15 protein-coding genes are annotated in these 19,201 nt (G+C 38.2%); 14 read left to right on the top strand and 1 reads right to left on the bottom strand.

All coding sequences use genetic code 11. The features are described from left to right. The first annotated feature begins 275 nt into the window (after nucleotides 1-275). The 13 genes from CRS_RS14665 (at nucleotide 276) to CRS_RS14605 (ending at nucleotide 13,637) form a co-directional block, all read left to right on the top strand. Nucleotides 276-1,598 carry a sigma-54 dependent transcriptional regulator gene (locus CRS_RS14665; protein WP_142724763.1) on the top strand — a complete coding sequence of 441 codons (1,323 nt, stop codon included), beginning with the start codon at nucleotides 276-278 and terminating at the stop codon, nucleotides 1,596-1,598. A 353-nt stretch (nucleotides 1,599-1,951) separates the two neighbouring features. Further along, a complete protein-coding gene (locus CRS_RS24835; protein WP_077415921.1) occupies nucleotides 1,952-2,029 on the top strand; it encodes a potassium-transporting ATPase subunit F in 78 nt (25 codons plus the stop codon). Between the two features lie 6 nt (nucleotides 2,030-2,035). After that, nucleotides 2,036-3,730 (top strand): potassium-transporting ATPase subunit KdpA, encoded by a 1,695-nt coding sequence (gene kdpA / locus CRS_RS14655; RefSeq protein ID WP_142724762.1) that lies wholly within the window; start codon nucleotides 2,036-2,038, stop codon nucleotides 3,728-3,730. A 175-nt stretch (nucleotides 3,731-3,905) separates the two neighbouring features. Continuing rightward, complete coding sequence (gene kdpB, locus CRS_RS14650; RefSeq protein WP_142724761.1) at nucleotides 3,906-5,945, top strand: potassium-transporting ATPase subunit KdpB; 2,040 nt, start codon at nucleotides 3,906-3,908, stop codon at nucleotides 5,943-5,945. Between the two features lie 10 nt (nucleotides 5,946-5,955). Then, nucleotides 5,956-6,513, top strand: a complete 558-nt coding sequence (kdpC, locus tag CRS_RS14645) for a potassium-transporting ATPase subunit KdpC (protein WP_142724760.1) — start codon at nucleotides 5,956-5,958, stop codon at nucleotides 6,511-6,513. Between the two features lie 194 nt (nucleotides 6,514-6,707). Further along, on the top strand, nucleotides 6,708-8,078 hold the full coding sequence (locus CRS_RS14640) for an outer membrane beta-barrel protein (RefSeq protein ID WP_142724759.1): 1,371 nt from the start codon (nucleotides 6,708-6,710) through the stop codon (nucleotides 8,076-8,078). 31 nt (nucleotides 8,079-8,109) lie between these two features. Beyond that, nucleotides 8,110-9,195: a porin gene (locus CRS_RS14635; RefSeq protein ID WP_142724758.1), complete on the top strand. Its 1,086-nt coding sequence runs from the start codon at nucleotides 8,110-8,112 to the stop codon at nucleotides 9,193-9,195. Between the two features lie 56 nt (nucleotides 9,196-9,251). Continuing rightward, a complete protein-coding gene (locus CRS_RS14630; RefSeq protein ID WP_142724757.1) occupies nucleotides 9,252-10,361 on the top strand; it encodes a sensor protein KdpD in 1,110 nt (369 codons plus the stop codon). 6 nt (nucleotides 10,362-10,367) lie between these two features. After that, complete coding sequence (locus CRS_RS14625; RefSeq protein WP_142724756.1) at nucleotides 10,368-12,083, top strand: ATP-binding protein; 1,716 nt, start codon at nucleotides 10,368-10,370, stop codon at nucleotides 12,081-12,083. Nucleotides 12,084-12,162: 79 nt separating this feature from the next. Then, entirely contained in the window at nucleotides 12,163-12,630 is a 468-nt protein-coding gene (locus CRS_RS14620) for a hypothetical protein (RefSeq protein WP_142724755.1), read from the top strand. A 33-nt stretch (nucleotides 12,631-12,663) separates the two neighbouring features. Continuing rightward, on the top strand, nucleotides 12,664-13,122 hold the full coding sequence (locus CRS_RS14615) for a hypothetical protein (RefSeq protein WP_142724754.1): 459 nt from the start codon (nucleotides 12,664-12,666) through the stop codon (nucleotides 13,120-13,122). Nucleotides 13,123-13,158: 36 nt separating this feature from the next. Then, entirely contained in the window at nucleotides 13,159-13,395 is a 237-nt protein-coding gene (locus CRS_RS14610) for a hypothetical protein (protein ID WP_002981680.1), read from the top strand. After that, a complete protein-coding gene (locus CRS_RS14605; protein WP_142724753.1) occupies nucleotides 13,377-13,637 on the top strand; it encodes a type II toxin-antitoxin system RelE/ParE family toxin in 261 nt (86 codons plus the stop codon). The genes CRS_RS14610 and CRS_RS14605 overlap by 19 nt, the downstream gene beginning before the upstream one ends. A gap of 115 nt (nucleotides 13,638-13,752) precedes the next feature. Here the strand turns inward: CRS_RS14605 and ligA are convergent, their stop codons facing one another. Beyond that, entirely contained in the window at nucleotides 13,753-15,756 is a 2,004-nt protein-coding gene (gene ligA / locus CRS_RS14600) for an NAD-dependent DNA ligase LigA (protein WP_142724752.1), read from the bottom strand. A gap of 325 nt (nucleotides 15,757-16,081) precedes the next feature. On the opposite strand from ligA, the gene CRS_RS14595 reads away from it, so the two are divergent. Continuing rightward, nucleotides 16,082-19,168 (top strand): TonB-dependent receptor, encoded by a 3,087-nt coding sequence (locus CRS_RS14595; RefSeq protein ID WP_142724751.1) that lies wholly within the window; start codon nucleotides 16,082-16,084, stop codon nucleotides 19,166-19,168. The last annotated feature ends 33 nt before the right edge of the window (nucleotides 19,169-19,201 follow it).

The raw sequence follows: 19,201 nt of genomic DNA, 5'->3' as shown, positions 1-19,201 counted from the left end.
CGGAACCCGTATCCCGAATCTCGTCACATCATTTATAACTTATCACTCATCATTCATTCACTCACTTCTAGCCCCGATAGGAATGGTTACCCCGCAGCAGGAGGTGGAAGCACTGGGATTAGCTGGGAAAATAAACCCTGGCGCGAGGAGTAGGAATGGATAGCGGGAGAATGCTCCTGAACGTTAAAGGCTGACCAGCTAACTATTTCCTTGTATAACCCTGTTTTACTCAAATAATTTCAATAAGTTTGTAGTGGTTTTCTAAAATAATAATAATGTCAGGAAACATTCTGATCATCGATGATGAGATCAAACTCCTTAAACTATTAGGGATGATCCTTTCCCAGGAAAATTTTAATGTAAAAGAGGCTTCTACCGCACGTTCGGCAATGACGATGCTGGAGCAATATGAATTTGATGTTGTTCTGAGTGATGTCCGCCTGCCTGATGCTTTTGGAGTAGATCTGGTAAAGTCTGTTAAAAGCAAATATCCACAGCTTGAGATTATTTTGATGACGGCATTCGGTAATATTACGGATGCCGTACAGGCCATGAAGAACGGTGCTTATGATTATCTGGTAAAGGGGGATGATAATGAGAAAATCATCCCATTGGTCTATAAGGCGCTGGATAAAGTAAAAGATAATAAATCAAGAGTTGTTCAGCAGACTGGAACAAAAGGATTTGATCAGATCATAGGGAAATCGCCTTTAATTTTACAGGCCAAGAAACTGGCTGAAAAAGTAGCTCTTACAGATGCTGCTGTACTTCTTACAGGAGAAACCGGGACGGGAAAAGAAGTCTTTGCGAGTGCTATTCATGAGGGAAGTGACCGGAAGAAAAACAGTTTTGTAGCAATCAACTGTTCAGCATTCAGTAAAGAAATTCTGGAGAGTGAGCTTTTTGGACACAAGCAAGGTGCTTTTACCGGTGCTTTGAAAGATAAAAAAGGACTGATAGAAGAAGCTGACGGAGGAACTTTATTTCTGGATGAAATTGGCGAAATGCCTATAGAGTTACAGGCAAAATTACTCAGGGTTTTGGAGACCAGAGAATTTATCAAAATGGGGGAAACCAAAGTTTCCAAATCGGATTTCAGATTGATTGCTGCAACCAACAGGGATCTGGAAGATGAAATAAAGCAGGGAAATTTCAGAGAAGATCTTTATTTCAGATTGAATGTCTTTGAGATCACGCTTCCTCCATTAAGAGAAAGAAAAGAAGATCTGAAAGCCATTGCCCAGTATTTTATAGATGTTTTTTCACATAAACTTCATCTGGCAACAGTTCAGGTAAATCCTGATTATTATAAAGCTCTTGAACGAAACGACTGGAAAGGGAATATCCGTGAGTTGAGAAACGCTGTGGAGCGTAGCTTGATTTTAATGGATAACAGTATTCTTGATGCTGACAGCCTTCCCCATTATTCCGAAAAAACAGTTCCTGAAAGTGACTCATTAAGTATCAGATCACTGGAAAAGATACACATACAGAAAGTTTTGCAATATACAAAGGGTAACAAAGCGGAGGCAGCCCGTTTATTGGAGATCGGTATTGCCACACTGTACCGGAAACTGGAAGAATACGGATTAAAATAAACCTTTTATCATTTTAATAAAGAGCCTATCATTTTGATAGGCTTTTCTGTTTTTATAGAATGCTTGGTTTTGGTTTAATACTTTGTTATTCAGCGTTTTATATTTTTATTTTTCAGAGTGGACTTTTTTTTGGCATATAGTCTCTGAATAAAATATTTAAAAATGACAATTTCAAGAAAAACGTTTAAAAAACGGGAGCATTCGACTTTTAGTCTGCTGATTGTATCGTACGTATTGTTGACTCTTTTAACCCTAATGATTAAGATATGATGCTGATAAGTTTAATTCTGCTTTTTGCAGTGTTGTTTTGGCTTTTGTATAAATCAGTTGAATTTTTTGATAGAATATAAATTATGTGGAGTTTATTTTTCCTCTCAATACTTGCCTTTGTGTATATCTGTTATGTTTTAATAAAACCTGAAAAATTTTAACCCGTCATGAATACAGAAATATTAGGCATAATAGCAATGTTTGCTGTTACATTAGTTATCGGAATATTTTTAGGGAAATACATAGCTAATGTTTATGGATACAAAAAGACTTTTCTCGATCCGGTTCTTGAACCTGTTGAAAAGTTAATCTATAAAATCTCGGGTATTAATCCCAACCGTCAGATGAACTGGAAACAGAATATGTATGCCATGCTGACGATTAATCTGGTTTGGTTCATCATTGGTTTTCTTCTTCTTTTGAATCAGGCATGGCTTCCTTTAAATCCCGACGGGAATCCGAATATGTCGCCCGATCTGGCTTTTAATACAACCATTTCATTCTTAGTGAACTGTAATTTACAGCACTATTCGGGAGAAACAGGAGTAAGTTATCTGAGCCAGCTTTATCTGATGTTTTTACAGTTTGTCACAGCTGCAACGGGAATGGCAGCTATGGCTGTTCTTTTCAAAGCTTTTAAAGAAAAGACAAGCACTGAACTTGGGAACTTCTACGATTTCTTTACAAAATCGATGATTAGAATTCTGGTTCCGATCAGTGTGATTGTTGCGTTAATTCTTTCTATCAACGGAAGTCCGATGACTTTTGAAGGGAAAGATCATATGATAACACTGGAAGGTCAGAAGGCTGATGTTTCCAGAGGTCCTGTGTCTGCATTTGTTGCCATCAAGCACTTAGGAACCAATGGAGGCGGTTTTTTTGGAGCCAACTCAGCGCATCCGCTTGAAAATCCTAATTATATGACCAATATGACAGAGATGGTCACTCAGATGATCATTCCGTTTGCATTGGTATTTGCATTGGGTTTTTATCTGAACAAAAGAAAGCTTTCATGGGTAATTTTTACAGTCATGACCGTCGGTTTTCTGGCGCTTACCATTCCGAATATTGTGAATGAAACGGGAGGAAATCCTCTGATTACACAAATGGGAGCAGATAATAGCCTGGGAGCGATGGAAGGTAAGGAAATCCGTTTCGGAAGTGCAGCATCCGGATACTGGAGTATCGCCACTACTGTAATTTCTACAGGTTCTGTCAATGCGATGCACGACAGTACTATGCCGCTTTCAGGGATGAATGAACTTCTTGCAATGATGATCAACTGTTTCTACGGAGGCTGTGGAGTTGGAATCCTGAATTATTTCATCTTTATCATTCTTGCTGTATTTATCAGTGGTCTGATGGTAGGACGAACCCCTGAATTTATGGGGAAAAAGATCGAAGCGAAAGAAATGAAGATCGCAATGATCGTGGCATTATTCCATCCTTTTCTAATTCTTGCAGGAACAGCTTTAACAGCCTATTTACCGGAATTCGGAGCAAAAACATTGAATAATCCGGGATTCCATGGGTTCAGCGAAATGCTGTACGAGTTTACTTCTTCTGCAGCCAATAACGGATCCGGATTTGAAGGACTTGGAGACAATACACCATGGTGGAATATCTCCACAGGAATTGTGCTGCTTCTCTCAAGATTTATCCCGATTATAGGACCGGTAGCCATCGCAGGATTATTGGCGCAGAAAAAATACATCCCTGAAAGTTCAGGAACCCTGAAAACAGATACAGCTACTTTCGGATTCATGACCCTGGCGGTGATTTTACTGATTGCAGCGCTGTCTTTCTTCCCTGCATTGACCTTAGGTCCTATTGCGGAACAGATTCAGTATTTCTCAAAATAAATGTGAACATTAAAAATTACAATCAATATTCAACCATTAAGGATGCTGAAGAGTTTGAGGAAGCTAGTCTGACACTTACTGAAACGTTCACTTATATTATCCATCTCTACCCTTATTATTTGGTATGCCTTGATGGTGAGTATTGATTTACAATGATATAAACTCTTTCAAAAAAATGAAAAATCAGTCACAAACATTGTTTCAAAGAGATTTGGTTAACGAGGCAATAAAACAGTCTTTCGTGAAGCTGAATCCGAAAATTATGTTTAAAAACCCGGTCATGTTCCTGGTGGAGATCGGAACCATTGTCATGTTTATCGTAAGCATGTTCAGCCTTACTGGTGATAAATCGCAGGGAAGCTTTTCCTATAACTTTTTAGTATTTATTATTTTATTTTTCACCGTTCTGTTTGCCAATTTTGCAGAAGCTATTGCAGAAGCAAGAGGAAAAGCGCAGGCTGATACTCTCAGGAAAACAAGGGAGGAAACTCCAGCCAAATTAGTGGTTGATAACAAGTCTGGTTTTCAGGTAGAAACCGTTTTAAAAATGTCTGCAGAAATGACATTGGGCGACATTTTTCTTTGCGAGGCCGGAGATCAGATCCCGATGGATGGAGAGATCATTGAGGGGCTAGCTACCATTGATGAGTCTGCCATTACCGGAGAAAGTGCACCAGTAATCCGCGAAGCAGGGGGAGACAAAAGCTCTGTAACAGGAGGTACAAAAGTTCTGTCAGACAGAATTAAAGTAAAAGTAACTACAAAACCCGGAGAATCCTTTCTAGATAAAATGATTGCCCTTGTAGAAGGAGCATCAAGACAGAAAACGCCAAACGAAATCGCATTAACCATACTTTTAGCAGGATTCACGCTTACATTTATTATTGTTACCCTCACTTTAAAGCCTTTTGCAGACTATGCACAGACTCCGATTACTATAGCGGCATTTATATCTCTTTTCGTTTGTCTTATTCCGACAACCATCGGCGGTCTGCTTTCTGCAATCGGAATTGCGGGGATGGACAGAGCATTGAGAGCGAATGTGATTACCAAAAGTGGTAAAGCAGTAGAAACAGCTGGTGATATTGATGTACTGCTGTTAGATAAAACCGGAACAATCACGATAGGAAACCGTAAGGCGACCCAATTTCATCCTGCCAATGGAATTCAGATTGAAGAATTCATTAAAGCTTCTGCATTAAGTTCTGTAGCAGATGAAACACCGGAAGGAAAATCTATTATTGAACTGAGTGCTTTGAAACCGGAAGATTTGCTGGTTGCTAATCCTACCTATATTGACTTTACTGCAGAAACAAGAACTTCAGGAATTGATTTTGACGAAACAAGAATCCGTAAAGGAGCTTACGATACGATAAAAAAACTGACTGAAAAAGCCGGGAATATCTTCCCACAGGAAACCCAGGATGCGGTGACCAAAATTTCTGAAAACGGAGGAACTCCTCTGGTTGTAGCCGTTAATGAAAAAGTATGGGGCGTTATTGAGCTTCAGGATATCATCAAAACAGGAATCCAGGAGCGCTTCCAGAGACTGAGAAAGATGGGGGTAAAAACGGTAATGGTAACCGGAGACAATCCTCTGACCGCAAAGTTCATTGCAGAAAAAGCAGGTGTAGATGACTTTATTGCTGAAGCTAAACCGGAAGACAAGATGAATTACATCAAAAAGGAACAGCAGGAAGGTAAGCTCGTAGCCATGATGGGTGACGGTACCAATGATGCCCCGGCACTGGCACAAGCTGATGTAGGGGTTGCAATGAACAGTGGAACGCAGGCTGCAAAAGAAGCCGGTAATATGGTAGACCTTGATAATGATCCGACAAAGCTGATCGAAATCGTGGAAATTGGAAAACAGCTGCTGATGACAAGAGGAACACTGACGACTTTCAGTATTGCAAACGACGTAGCAAAATATTTCGCCATTATTCCTGCACTCTTTATCACTTTTATTCCATCCCTTCAGAAACTGAATATTATGAATCTTCACAGTCCGGAAACTGCGATATTATCCGCAGTGATCTTCAATGCTGTTATCATTCCGTTTCTGATTCCGCTGGCATTGAAAGGGGTGGCTTACAAACCCATCGGTGCAAGTGCATTATTAAGAAGAAACCTTTTGATCTATGGACTGGGCGGGGTCATTGTTCCATTCATAGGAATCAAAATTATTGATCTGGTAATCAGTTTATTTTATTAAAATTTTAAAAATGAAAAATCATATTGTTTCAGCATTCAGATTAACGCTTGTAATGCTGGTGGTTACAGGAATTTATCTGACAGTTGTCTATGCAGGTTCTAAAATACTTCCTAATAAAGGAAACGGAGAAGTTATTTATGATAAAGGACAGAAGTTCTATGCCAATATCGGACAGGAATTCAAATCTGAAAAATATTTTCACGGCCGTCCTTCCTCTGTCAATTATAACGCAGCAGGAAGTGGAGGAAGCAACAAAGGGCCAAGCAATAAAGAATATCTGGAGGTTGTACAGAAAAGAATTGATACTTTGAAAATGGATAATCCTGAAATGGGGAATACCAAAGTCCCTGTAGAGCTTGTTACAGCAAGTGGAAGCGGGCTTGATCCGGATATTTCTGAAGAAGGAGCATTGTATCAGGCAAAGAGAATTGCGAAAGTGAGAAACCTTTCCGAAGAGCAGATCAGAAATTTAATTAATACTCAGACTGAAAAGCCGTTGTTAGGACTTTTCGGACCATCAAAAGTAAATGTTCTGAAACTTAATATTGCTTTGGATCAGTTAAAATAAATTCATCAAAAAATTTCTTTTCAAGATTCAAACAAAGAATAAAAGAGAAATTCAGCTAAAACGAATTCTGTGTTCTGGAATTCTGAATTGTAAGCTGTAAAAGATCAAATCAAAACAGCCCTTATTTTTAATCTAAAAATTACAGACCACGGACCACATTACTCAATTAATACATTATTATCAATATTTATATAATGAAATCAAAAACTTTTCAGGCAGCATTTTTTCTTGGACTGAGTACCTTAAGTTTTATCAATGCTCAGGAAATAAAAAAAGACTCGGTAATTGCACAGCCTAAAGATTCTTTAGTAACAAAAACAGATTCTAAAATTCCTTTTGACGGCTATGACCTTACATGGATTAATGGCCAGAACCGGCAGACAGACTTTCCTTTAACTTTAAAAGATAAAAATGGAGAAACTATACTCACGGGAGTAACTTATGTGGATGCTTACTATAATTATGATTTTAATCGTCCGAAGGATAATACCCACACGATTTCTGCAGCAATAGGCCGTTCTAATGAAGTCACAATAAATATGGCCAGTATCGGACTGGAAACCAATTATAAAAATGTAATAGGCCGTTTATGGCTGCAGTTTGGCCAGATGGGATCTATTGTTCAGGATCTTGACGGAACTTTGAATCACGGGAAAAATACCAGTGGAAACAATTTAAAATACATTCGTGAAGCCGCTGCAGGATATCATTTCAATGTGATGCATGGATTGAATGTGGAAGCAGGTATTTTTATGAGTTATATTGGTCTGGAAAGTTATGTTTTGGGAGAAAACTGGAACTATCAGAGAAGCTTAGTCTGCGATTTTACGCCTTTCTATTTCCAGGGAGCAAGAATTCAGGCATACCCATCCAAAAAATTCAAAACAGAGATTTGGGTTCTGAACGGATGGCAGACTTATAATTCATGGAACACAGGTTTAGGGTTGGGGGTTTCCAATTATTATCGTCCTAATGAAAACTTACAACTTGTTGCAAACTTTTATCTTAACGGACAGGACACCAGAAATAATCCCGGAGTACGAAGATTTCACCATGACCACAGTATTGTAGCCAGATACTATAAAAACAAAGACAGTGACGGGCTGTCACAAGCTGCCTTCAGTATCAATAATCATTACGGATTTCAGAGCGGAGGAGGAGTGAAAGCTAAAGACAACTATATGATCGGTACTTCTGTAGCCAACAGACTTTGGTTTCATCAAAATAAAATTGCTTTGACTTTAAGAGCCGATGCGGTTTCCAACCCGGGAGCTTATCTGGCCTTTACTCCTTCTCCTGTTGCCAACAATGACTTTAATGATGCCATTGCAGCCGGAGAAAAACTAAAAATGTTTCAGGGAACAGCAACGGTGGATATTATGCCCAATCAATTCGTTACCTTTAGATTAGAATATGGATTCAGAAAAAGCAACATACCTTATTTCGCAGGAAGAGAGGGAACTACCAGCCCGGATGGGTGGATAGATACTCCGGTAGAATCCTGGAGACCGGATCTGAGAAAGTCTGACAGCAGATTTACACTTGCCGTAATGTTCAGATTATAACGAGACTATTGACGAAATAATGATTGAAACTATGAAAAAATATATTGTTGCCGGGATATTATCAGGGATATTTTTTCCAAAAGCCCAAACTGCGGATTCTTTACAGCAGAATCCTAAAATAAAGTTTTCTGCGTATGCAGAACTTTTTTATACCTACGATTTCAATGAACCGGGCAATCATATGCGCCAGAGTTTTCTATACTCATATAACAGGCACAATGAAGTAAATCTTAACTTAGGTCTGGTGAAGGCATCTTATGAAAATGAGCGTCTCCGTGCCAATCTGGCTTTAATGGCCGGAACTTATGCCCAGGATAACATGGCTGCAGAACAGAACGCTTTGCGCTATATCAATGAAGCCAATATTGGAATTAAAATTTCCAAAAATAAAAACGTATGGATTGATGCAGGTATTATGCCTTCTCATATTGGCTGGGAAAGCGCTGTCGGAAAAGACAATTTTAACCTGACCAGAAGTCTGGCTGCTGAAAATTCCCCCTATTTCGAAACCGGTGCTAAGATCTCTTATACCTCGGATAGCGGGAAATGGTTTTTAAGCGGCTTGGTATTGAATGGCTGGCAGCGTATTGCAAAAGCTGAGGGCAATCAGAGTATTTCTTTCGGGCATCAGATCATTTATAAGCCGAGCGATAAAATTACCCTGAACAGCAGTTCATTTATCGGTAATGATAAAGCAAAAGAAGACAAAAGAATGCGGTATTTCCATGATCTTCATGGGATTTTTCAGGTAACTGAACAGCTTTCTGCTATTTTAGGTTTTGATATCGGTGCAGAGCAGAAATCAAAAGGAAGTCAGCAGTATAATATATGGTACAGTCCGAATGTTCAGATGAAATATCAGTTGGACAGCAAATGGGCACTGGCAGGAAGGCTGGAATATTACAATGATAAGAATGGTGTCATTATTAATACCGGAACTCCTAATGGATTTCAGACCTTCGGGTACTCTCTCAATGTAGACTATGCGATCTATAAAAATGTGGTTTTCCGTACGGAAGCAAGGGGCTTTACTGCTAAAGACGCCATTTTTGCAAAAAATGATGAATTTAAAAAAGGAAATTTCTTTATATCATCAAGTTTAGCAGTTTGGTTTTAAAAACGAATTTAGCTACAGGAAAAGTGCTTAAAGTAAAATTAAAAAGAATAAAATCAATGTCATCAGCAAAAGATTTTTTAGAACTGATCCAAAAGTCCCGCAAAGGAAAATTCAAAATTTATATCGGGATGAGTGCAGGCGTAGGAAAGACGTTCCGTATGCTTCAGGAAGCACATTCCCTTTTGCGAAATGGCATTGATGTAAAGATTGGGTACATTGAAACTCATGGACGGGAAGAAACCGAAGCTTTGGAGGAGGGTCTTCCTCAAATTGAAAGGAAATCAGTCTTTTATAAAGGAAAGAACCTTGAAGAAATGGATCTTCAGGCCATTATCAACGAACATCCTGAAGTCGTATTAGTGGATGAACTTGCCCATACCAACGTAGAAGGTTCCAAGAATAAAAAAAGATGGCAGGATGTGCTGGAAATTCTTGATAACGGAATCAACGTCATCAGTGCCATGAATATCCAGCACATCGAAAGCCTGAATGAAGAAGTAAAAAAAATCACGGGAGTGGAAGTAACAGAACGGGTTCCGGATAAGATACTGGCACTGGCAGATGAAGTGGTGAATATTGACCTTACCGCAGATGAGCTGCTCACCCGTTTAAAGGAAGGGAAAATCTATAAGAAAGAAAAAATTCAGACAGCGCTGAGTAACTTTTTCCAGAGCGGGCATATTCTGCAGCTTCGTGAATTAGCTTTAAAAGAAGTAGCCACCCATGTGGAAAGAAAGGTGGAAACAGAGATTAAAACTGAAAATTTTAAACCCATAAAATTCCTGGCCTGTATCAGCAGTAACGAAAAAATTGCCAAAACAATTATCCGTAAAACAGCAAGATTAGCAAGTTATTATAACAGCCCGTGGACGGTTTTATACGTGCAGAAACCCTCAGAAAATCCTGAAAAAATTGCGCTGGATAAGCAGCGGTATTTGATTAATAATTTTAATTTAGCACAGGAATTGGGTGCCAAAGTAGTCCGCATCAAGGAAAGCAGCGTTCATAACGGAATTCTGGAATATGTGATAGCCCATAATATTACAACAGTGTGTATTGGGAAACCTCATGCCAGGTTCTGGCATCGGCTCCTGGGATACAGCTGGATCTATACCCTGATGAACAGACTGAATGAAAGACAGATAGATATTATTATTTTATCTTAAAAAGTAATGAAACTTAAAACGAAACTTACCTTAGGCGTTGGCCTTTTATTCCTGCTGATCGTTCTGCTTTCAGTGATAGGTTCTGTATATATCAATAAATTAAAATCTGATACTGAAAAAATTCTTACTGCCAATTACAACAGTCTGGAGTTTTCCAAGAATATGCTGCTTGCCCTTGATCATATCAGCACGGACAGTACTGTTGCAATAGCAGATTTTCAGAAAAATAATAAACTTCAGGAAAAAAATCTTACAGAATTTGGAGAAAAAGAAGCCACGCAGAATCTGAACCTTCATTTCGACAGCTATCTGAAAGCTCCGGATATCCAAAAAGAAAAGCTGATACGGGAAGATCTGGCCAAGATTATGTCTTTGAATATGAAAGGGATTGAACGGAAGAGTGATATTGCCATCATTACAGCAGAAAATGCCACGTTCTGGATCGTAAGCTTAGGAACTGTTTGTTTTCTGATCGCTTTTATATTACTTTTCAATTTACCCCAAACCATTGCAGAGCCCATTAATCAGCTTACCTTCAGTATTAAACAGATTGCCGATAAAAACTATAGTGAAAGGGTTCATTTCAAAGGAAGTGAAGAATTTAACAGCCTTGCCGATTCGTTCAACAGTATGGCAGAGAAACTTCAGGAGTACGAAAGCAGTACACTTTCAAAACAGTTGATGGATAAAAAACGGATCGAAACGCTGGTCAATAACATGCATGATGCAGTTATTGGGTTGGATGAAAATCATTTTATCTATATGATTAATGATGAAGCTTTGAAAATCACCAATCTTCACAAAGAAGAAATTATCGGAAAAACGGCTCATGAAGTGGCTGTTAATAATGATCTGATGCGTGAACTATTGAAAAATATTGATCATCCGGTAAAAGATCCGATTAAAATTGTCCGCGATAACAAGGAAAACTATTTTGAGCAGGATATTATTCCCATCAATATTGTAAAAACAGGCGAAAAAGAGAAAAAATATATCGGAAAGGTAATCTTACTGAGAAATATTACCCCTTTTAAAGAACTGGATTTTGCCAAAACCAATTTTATTGCAACCATATCCCATGAACTGAAAACACCGATCTCAGCTATCAAGATGGGAGTTCAGCTCCTTGGAAACCAAAAGTTCGGAGAGCTCAACGAGCAGCAGCAGGAATTGTTGAAAAGTATCAATGAAGACGGACAGCGCTTACTGGATATTACAGGTGAGCTGCTTAACCTTTCCCAGGTAGAATCCGGAAACATCAGACTGACTGTTGAAAAATGCTCCCCAAAAGAAATCGTACAGACTGCTGTAAAGAACGTTGAAAAGCTTGCAGAGCAGAAAAACATTTCCATCAGTACGGAATATCTTCTAGAAGACAGCGATGCTGTGACAGCTGATTTTGATAAAACGGTCTGGGTAATGAATAATTTCCTGACTAATGCGGTAAAGCATTCTTTTCAGGACGAAAGTATTAAGATTGTAGTTGAGAAACTGGATTCTTTCATTCAGTTCAGCATCATTGATACCGGAAGCGGAATTGATGAAAAATACCACCGACAGATCTTTGACCGCTATTTTCAGGTTCCCGGCGAGCATCAGAATGGTACGGGGCTTGGATTAGCAATTTCAAAGAATTTTATTGAGAAACAACATGGAGAAATAGGAGTGAAGAGTTCTCTGAATAACGGAAGTACGTTTTATTTCAGACTGCCGGTTTCATAAGGGTTATTGTTATATCTTTGAATAAGAAAATATTTGATTTTTCTTATTTAAAAATTTGTAATTCTATCCTTTTAAATTCATGGATCCTTTTTTCTATTTGCCATTGGCAGGTGTAGTATTTTTTATCATTTCAAGAATTTTCTTTTATAGCCAGAAAAATAAAATTATCGAAAAATATAAACAGCCGGATGCGGTAGTTTTTAAAAATATCCATGGCACCATTGTTTCAGTCACTAAAGGAAGTCTTAGCTATAGTAAAAAAATTGGATGGTGCAGTTTTGAAATTTTCATGAATCAGAATTCTATGTTTTTGTTTCCTAAAGATTTTTACATTGTTCCCGGTAAGTGTATCAATCTGAGATTTGGATCAGATCGAAGAAATACAAGAAACCCGGAAGTTCTGAGAGAGTTTCATATCCATGATAATTATGTGGAACTGATTCTTTATCCTGACTGGATGCCCAATACAAAACGCACAATTTCTTTGGAAGGATTAAACAAGGAAGAAATTTTACTGTTCCGGAAAGTGTTGCTTAAAGAAGCATAAACCGTTATTCTTATATTTGTGATAAAAATAACAATGAGAAAAACTTTAGGGCTCTTATTATTTTCAGTTGTATTGAGTATTCAGGTTTCTGCTCAGACATTCACATTAGAACAGCTTAAAGGTTTCAACAAACTGACAATGGATGAGTTTAAAAAGGAAATGAAGCAGCTGAAGTTCAGATTTTATGACAGAACTGAGGGCTTAGGCTTTCTTTTAACCGAATACGAAGCCCCGGACTACACCTCAAAAATAGGGAAGTTTGAATATAAAGAAGAAAAATCAGAAGACAGGATTGAATTTGAGTTTAAAGAGAAGAAAGAATATGATCAGTATCTTAAACTGATATTGGCAACCGGGTATAAAGAAACAGGGAAAGGAAAGATCATTACCAAAGAACCTTACATAGATTACTACAGGAATAAAGAACATATCAGGATGATTCTGTCAAAATCAGGAGAAAATGCTTCATATACTATTATTATTTTTAAGTAAATAAATTTTTCTAAATTTGATCTTAAATCACATAAGATGAATACTTCAGATTTAAAAATTGATTTAATTAACAGAATTACCCAATTAAAAGAAGCCCGAATTATTGAAGAAATTCAAAAGATTCTTGATTTTGAATTGGACCAGAATGAATATATTCTTACTACCGAGCAAAAAGAAAGAGTTGCTGAAGGAAGAGAAGAATATAAGAATAAAGCATATCTTACGGAAGATCAGGCCAATCAGGATATAGAAGAATGGCTAAAAGAAAAGTAATTTGGACCGTTAAAGCCAATAAAGAAAGAAAAGAAATTCTTGAATATTGGATGCTAAGAAATAAAACTAGAACTTTCAGTATAAAACTCAATAGGCTGATCCTGTATAATATCGGGTTATTAGCCGATCACCCTACAATAGGAAGAAAAACAGATATTGAAAAGGTACGGGTAAAAATAGTAAGAGATTATCTGATATTTTATGAATTTTCAAATTCTGAGTTAATCATACTTTCTGTTTGAGATGGAAGGAGAGAGGATAAAAAGTGAGAAATTATTTAATTCGACTCATTTCTATAATAATAAAAGACCATTGAATTATTTCAATGGTCTTTTCTGAAAATATTTTAAAATTTTATTATTTCTCAATCAGATCCAGAAACTGCTGCTCATCCAGAATCGTAATTGTCCCAATATCCTGGGCTTTTTTCAGCTTGCTTCCGGCTTTTTCACCTACTACAAGATAGTTGAGGTTTTTCGAAACGGCAGAAATATTTTTTCCACCATGCTTTTCTACCATTTCTTCAGCAGATTCTCTGGTAAATAAAGACAATTTTCCGGTGAACAGGAAAGTTTTTCCTTCCAGAACATTGGATAGAACCTCATTGGTACTTTCTCCTTTTTCAAGCTGTACTCCGTAAGATTTCAATCGCTCGATCATCAGGATGTTTTCAGAATTCTGGAAGAAATCAACGATGCTTACTGCAATTTTAGTCCCGATATCTTCTACCTGGCAAAGTTCTTCAATGGTAGCGTTTTTTAATTCCTCAATCGTTGGAAAATTTTTCACCAGTTTTTTGGCAACTGTTTCACCTACATGCTTAATTCCGATTCCGTACAAAACTTTCTCGAAAGGAACTTCTTTGGATTTTTCAATTCCTGTGATGATGTTTTGCGCAGATTTCTCAGCCATTCTTTCCAACGGAAGAAGCTGTTCTTTCGTTAAAACATAGAAATCAGCAGGATTTTCAATCAGTCTCTCCCTGTACAGCTGTTCAATTGTTTCACTTCCCAGATTGTCAATATTCAATGCTTTTCTGGAAACGTAATGGATCATTCTTCCTACAACCTGTGGCGGACAGTGAAGCTCGTTCGGACAGAAATGAATGGCCTGATCTTCAATTTTTACCAGCTCAGTACCACATTCAGGACAGTGTTTGATATATTCAATTTCTTTGCTTTCTTCCGTTCTTTTATCTGTGTTTACCCCGACAATTTTGGGAATAATTTCACCTCCTTTTTCTACGTACACGAAATCATGTTCATGAAGATCCAGCTTTTTAATGATATCTTCATTATGAAGGGAAGCTCTTTTTACGATTGTTCCGGCCAGTAAAACAGGTTTAAGGTTGGCAACAGGAGTAATAGCACCCGTTCTTCCCACCTGATAAGACACACTCTGAAGTTCTGTCTCTACTTTTTCTGCTTTGAATTTATATGCCATTGCCCAACGCGGAGATTTCGCTGTATAGCCAAGCTGTCTCTGCTGTTGCAGTGAATTCACTTTTAAAACAATTCCGTCAATTTCAAATGGCAGATTATGGCGTTCGGTATCCCAGAAAGTAATAAATTCCTGTACCTCAGCCATGGTTTTACATAATTTGGCCTGCTGAGAGGTTTTGAAGCCCCAGCTCTGCGCTTTCTGAAGCAGTTCCCAATGGCTTTCAGCAGGAACTTCATCAGAAATAAACTGATACAGTACAGAAGAAAGTCCCCGCTTTCTTACCTCAGCGCTGTCCTGCATTTTCAGGCTTCCGCTGGCTGTATTTCTTGGATTCATGAAGGGATCAAGACCTTCTTCTTCACGCAGTTTATTGATTTTGTCAAAGTTTTTTCGGGTCAGATAAATTTCGCCACGCATAAAAAACTGAGCAGGAAAATCACCCTTTAAAGTCAGAGGAATATCTGAAATGGTACGTACATTCGGGGTAATTTCATCTCCCTGGAAGCCGTCACCACGGGTTACTGCCTGTGATAGCTTGCCGTTTTCATAAAGAATAGAAATAGAAGCACCATCATACTTCAGTTCTGCAACGAATTCTACCGGATCGTCAATGGTTTTGATGATTCTCTTTTCCCAGTCTTCCAGATCGTCAAAATCGTAGGAATTGTCCAGAGAATACATCCTGAATTTATGCTGAATCGTAGGGAAAACCTTGGTAACACCACCACCTACCCGTACTGTAGGGGAATTTTCGTCATAAAACTCGGGATATTTAGCTTCCAGATCCTGTAGTTCCTGCAGAAGCATGTCGAACTCATAATCCGTAATCGTTGGAGTATCAAATTGGTAATAGTTTTCGTTATGCTGGTGAAGCTCTTTGCGGAGCTGCTCTATCTTTTGTTGAATGTTTTCAGACATTGCTTTTCTATCTTTTGAGCAAAAATAACTAAAGTAATTCGCATTTAAAAAATAACAGAATAAAATAGTACAGGAAAATTAAAAATCCGTAACATGCTTTAACATGCTGATTTTGCACGCTATAAAACAGGTATTTAAAGTAATTTAACATAACGTTCTGATTTAATTAAAAAAATGTTAAAGCTTTCTTAAACACCTGCCCCTTAAAGTCAAAATACCTTTGCACATCTGATTAAAAGAAACCTCAAAATGATCTATCATCATGAAAATCAAAGAGGTTTCCGGGCGAATATCAAAAAATTAATAATATAGATCTTCGGAAGAAATGAAAAAAGTAAAGATTGTACTGGGATTATTGTTTTTAGGGCTTGGAACCATGGCTTATGCACAGACCACACAGGCTTCTATTGTAGGGAAAGTTACCGGACCGGGAAGCACGGCTCAGGAAAAAGTGAAAGTAACGATCGTGAATGAGTCTACAGGATTCAGAACGGAAACGGAAACGAACTCAAAAGGGGAGTATATTTTTAAAGAAATACCTCTTGGTGGGCCTTACACAGTCATTGTGAACGATGATAAAAAAGAAGGGTACAATGTGAATTTTGGTGATCAGGTTACTGTCAATATGGATCTTGGAAATGAGAAGCATATTGAAGAAGTAAAGATTACAGGGAACCTTAAAAACAAGATCGGAAACCTGGGAGCGGCCACCGCTATTTCTGCTAAAAATATCAGCATACTCCCCGTAAACGGTCGAAATTTTGCCAATCTTGCTGAACTATCACCACTGAGCGGTAAAGGTGGAAACCTTTCCGGACAGCTGGGGTCTTCTACCAACTTTACAATTGATGGGATGACAGCCAAAAATCCTACTTCTGCCGGAGCTACTACCAGCCGAAGCGGTGCCCCTTTCTCAATCTCTATTGAAGCGGTACGTGAATTTAAAATCACAACCAACCAATATGATGTTACTTTGGGAAGAAGCGGAGGTGGAACAGTAAGTGCTGTTACCAAATCAGGGACCAATAAATTTTCAGGAAGTGCCTGGGAATATTTAAGAACCAACTGGCTTTCCAGCCCATATGATATCAGAGGAAACAAAAGAGATAATGATTTCTCTACTTCCCAGTTCGGATTTTCATTGGGAGGTCCAATCATTAAAAACAAATTGCATTTCTTCGTTGCATGGGACCATCAGTTGGATTCAAGACCATTGGTCATTGCTGATATCAAGTCTCCGGATGACGAAAAAAGATTCAATACAACAACACAGACACTTAACCAGTTTCTGGATATTGCCAGAGCAAAATATGGGGTAGGAAACACCCCGCAATTCGGAACATTTGATAAAGTGAGAAACTCCGATGCTGCATTCTTACGTCTTGACTGGCAGATCAATGAAAAGCATTTATTAACACTCAGAAATAACTTTACCTACGACCTTAATAAAAACGGATTGGGTGATAATACCAATATCAACTTCTTTGAATCTTACGGAAATGACAAAAACCTTGATAACAGCTTGTTGTTAACATTAAGATCAAACCTTCAGCCTAATCTGACCAATGAATTGAAGGCACAATATCTTTACACTTTCCAGGACAGTTACCAGAACAGCCAATTAGGAAAACCGGTTCCAAGAGCGATTGTGGAAGGAGTATCATCAAGCGTGGGGTCAACTAATATTCAGATCGGAGGACACCGTTTTGCTCAGGAAAGCTTCAGAAATAATGTATTTCAGGTAGTCGATAATTTGTATTACAATACAGATAAGGTAAAATATACTTTCGGGGCCGACCTTATGTATACAATGGCAAAATCTGTATACGGAAGTGAGGTGAACGGGAGATTCCATTTTCAGGGGATGAGTAACTTTGACGCGATGACACCTTACAGATTCTACAGAGAAGTTCCTTTGATGGCAGATCCATCCGTAAGATCCAATATCTGGAATATCGGAGTATATGGTCAGTTCCAGACGAAAATAGCAAAAGGACTTGATTTGATGGCCGGTCTAAGATTAGACTACGGTGGTTATCCGAAAGCAGAATTCAACCAGAAACTGTTTGACGAAATGGGAATCAGAACGGATAACAAAATCAAATCATTTGTCATTCAGCCAAGATTCCAGTTTGACTGGAATATCAATGAAGGGAATAAAGACTTCCTGAAGTTCGGTGCCGGAATTTTCTCTTCCGATATCAACAATTATATGATCATCAATAACCTGGTATTTGATGGTAGACACCTTGCTACAGTGGATGTAAATCCTACGGCGATTGGTCTTACTCCTGATTTTAACAGTTACAGGAATGACTATAATTCTGTTCCGTCTCTTTCCCAGTATCAGATTCCAACAATTAACTATACCGGTAAAGATGCGAAAATCCCGATCGTTTATAAAGCGAATATTTCTTATACCCATTTCTTCAATGAAAGATTCAGAGCAGGAATTGCAGGTTATATGGCTTTAGGTAGAAATAATTACTATTACTACGACAGAAACATGGTAGCCAATCCGTTCTTTACCTTAGCTAATGAAGATGGAAGAGGTGTCTTTATTCCTACAAGTGCCATTACCAATAACTCCAATAACAGTGTGAGTTTTGACTGGAAAGCAGGAAGAATCAATAAAAATTTCGGAAGGGTACTGGAATTGGTAAGCGATGGTAAAGTAAACCAGTTCTCATTTGTAATTGATACAAGTTACCGTTACTGGAAAGATGGAGAAATTACAGCAAGTTACACCTGGTCTGATATCAAAGACAATACTTCTTACAACGGAAACGTAGCGAACTCTGCAACGTTGTCTACCATGATCCAGAGTGATCCGAGAGATTTAAGAATGACCTATTCTGACAACCAGTTCCGTAATAAAGTGGTTATCTATGGTAACTCACCTACCATTGCCGGATTTACAGTAGGAATCAGATATTCAGGAATCGGAGGAACCCGCTTCTCTGCAACCACAGGAGGAAATATCAACGGAGATTTTGTAGATTCCAATGACCTCGCTTTTATCTTCCCGAATCTCACGAAAGCTATCCTGGATGATCCACAGGTAGGTCAGGCTCTGAAAGATTATATTAATGAATATAACGGGAAAATCGCAGAACGTAACGGAGGTAAGAATGGTTTCTACGGTGTTTGGGATGTGCGGGTAGCCAAGAAAATTAAATTTGATAAGGTCGGAGCTTTTGAGCTTTCTGTAGATATCTTCAATGTGGCAAATCTGCTTAATAAAGAATGGGGAGTAAACAAATCATACGGAAATACTTCTTTGTATAAAGTAACCAAGTTCAATAAGGATACGATGCAGTATGAATACACCAAAAACGTAAGTGGAGGTGGTTTGGTTCCTCTGACAGGAAATCCTTACCAGATCCAGATCGGTGCGAAGTACACCTTCTAACATCTTTTTGAACCACAGAAGACATAAAAGAAA

It is taken from the genome of Chryseobacterium sp. ON_d1 (assembly GCF_006829085.1).
Lineage (GTDB): Bacteria > Bacteroidota > Bacteroidia > Flavobacteriales > Weeksellaceae > Chryseobacterium.
This window is presented reverse-complemented; position numbering and strand designations above follow the sequence as displayed.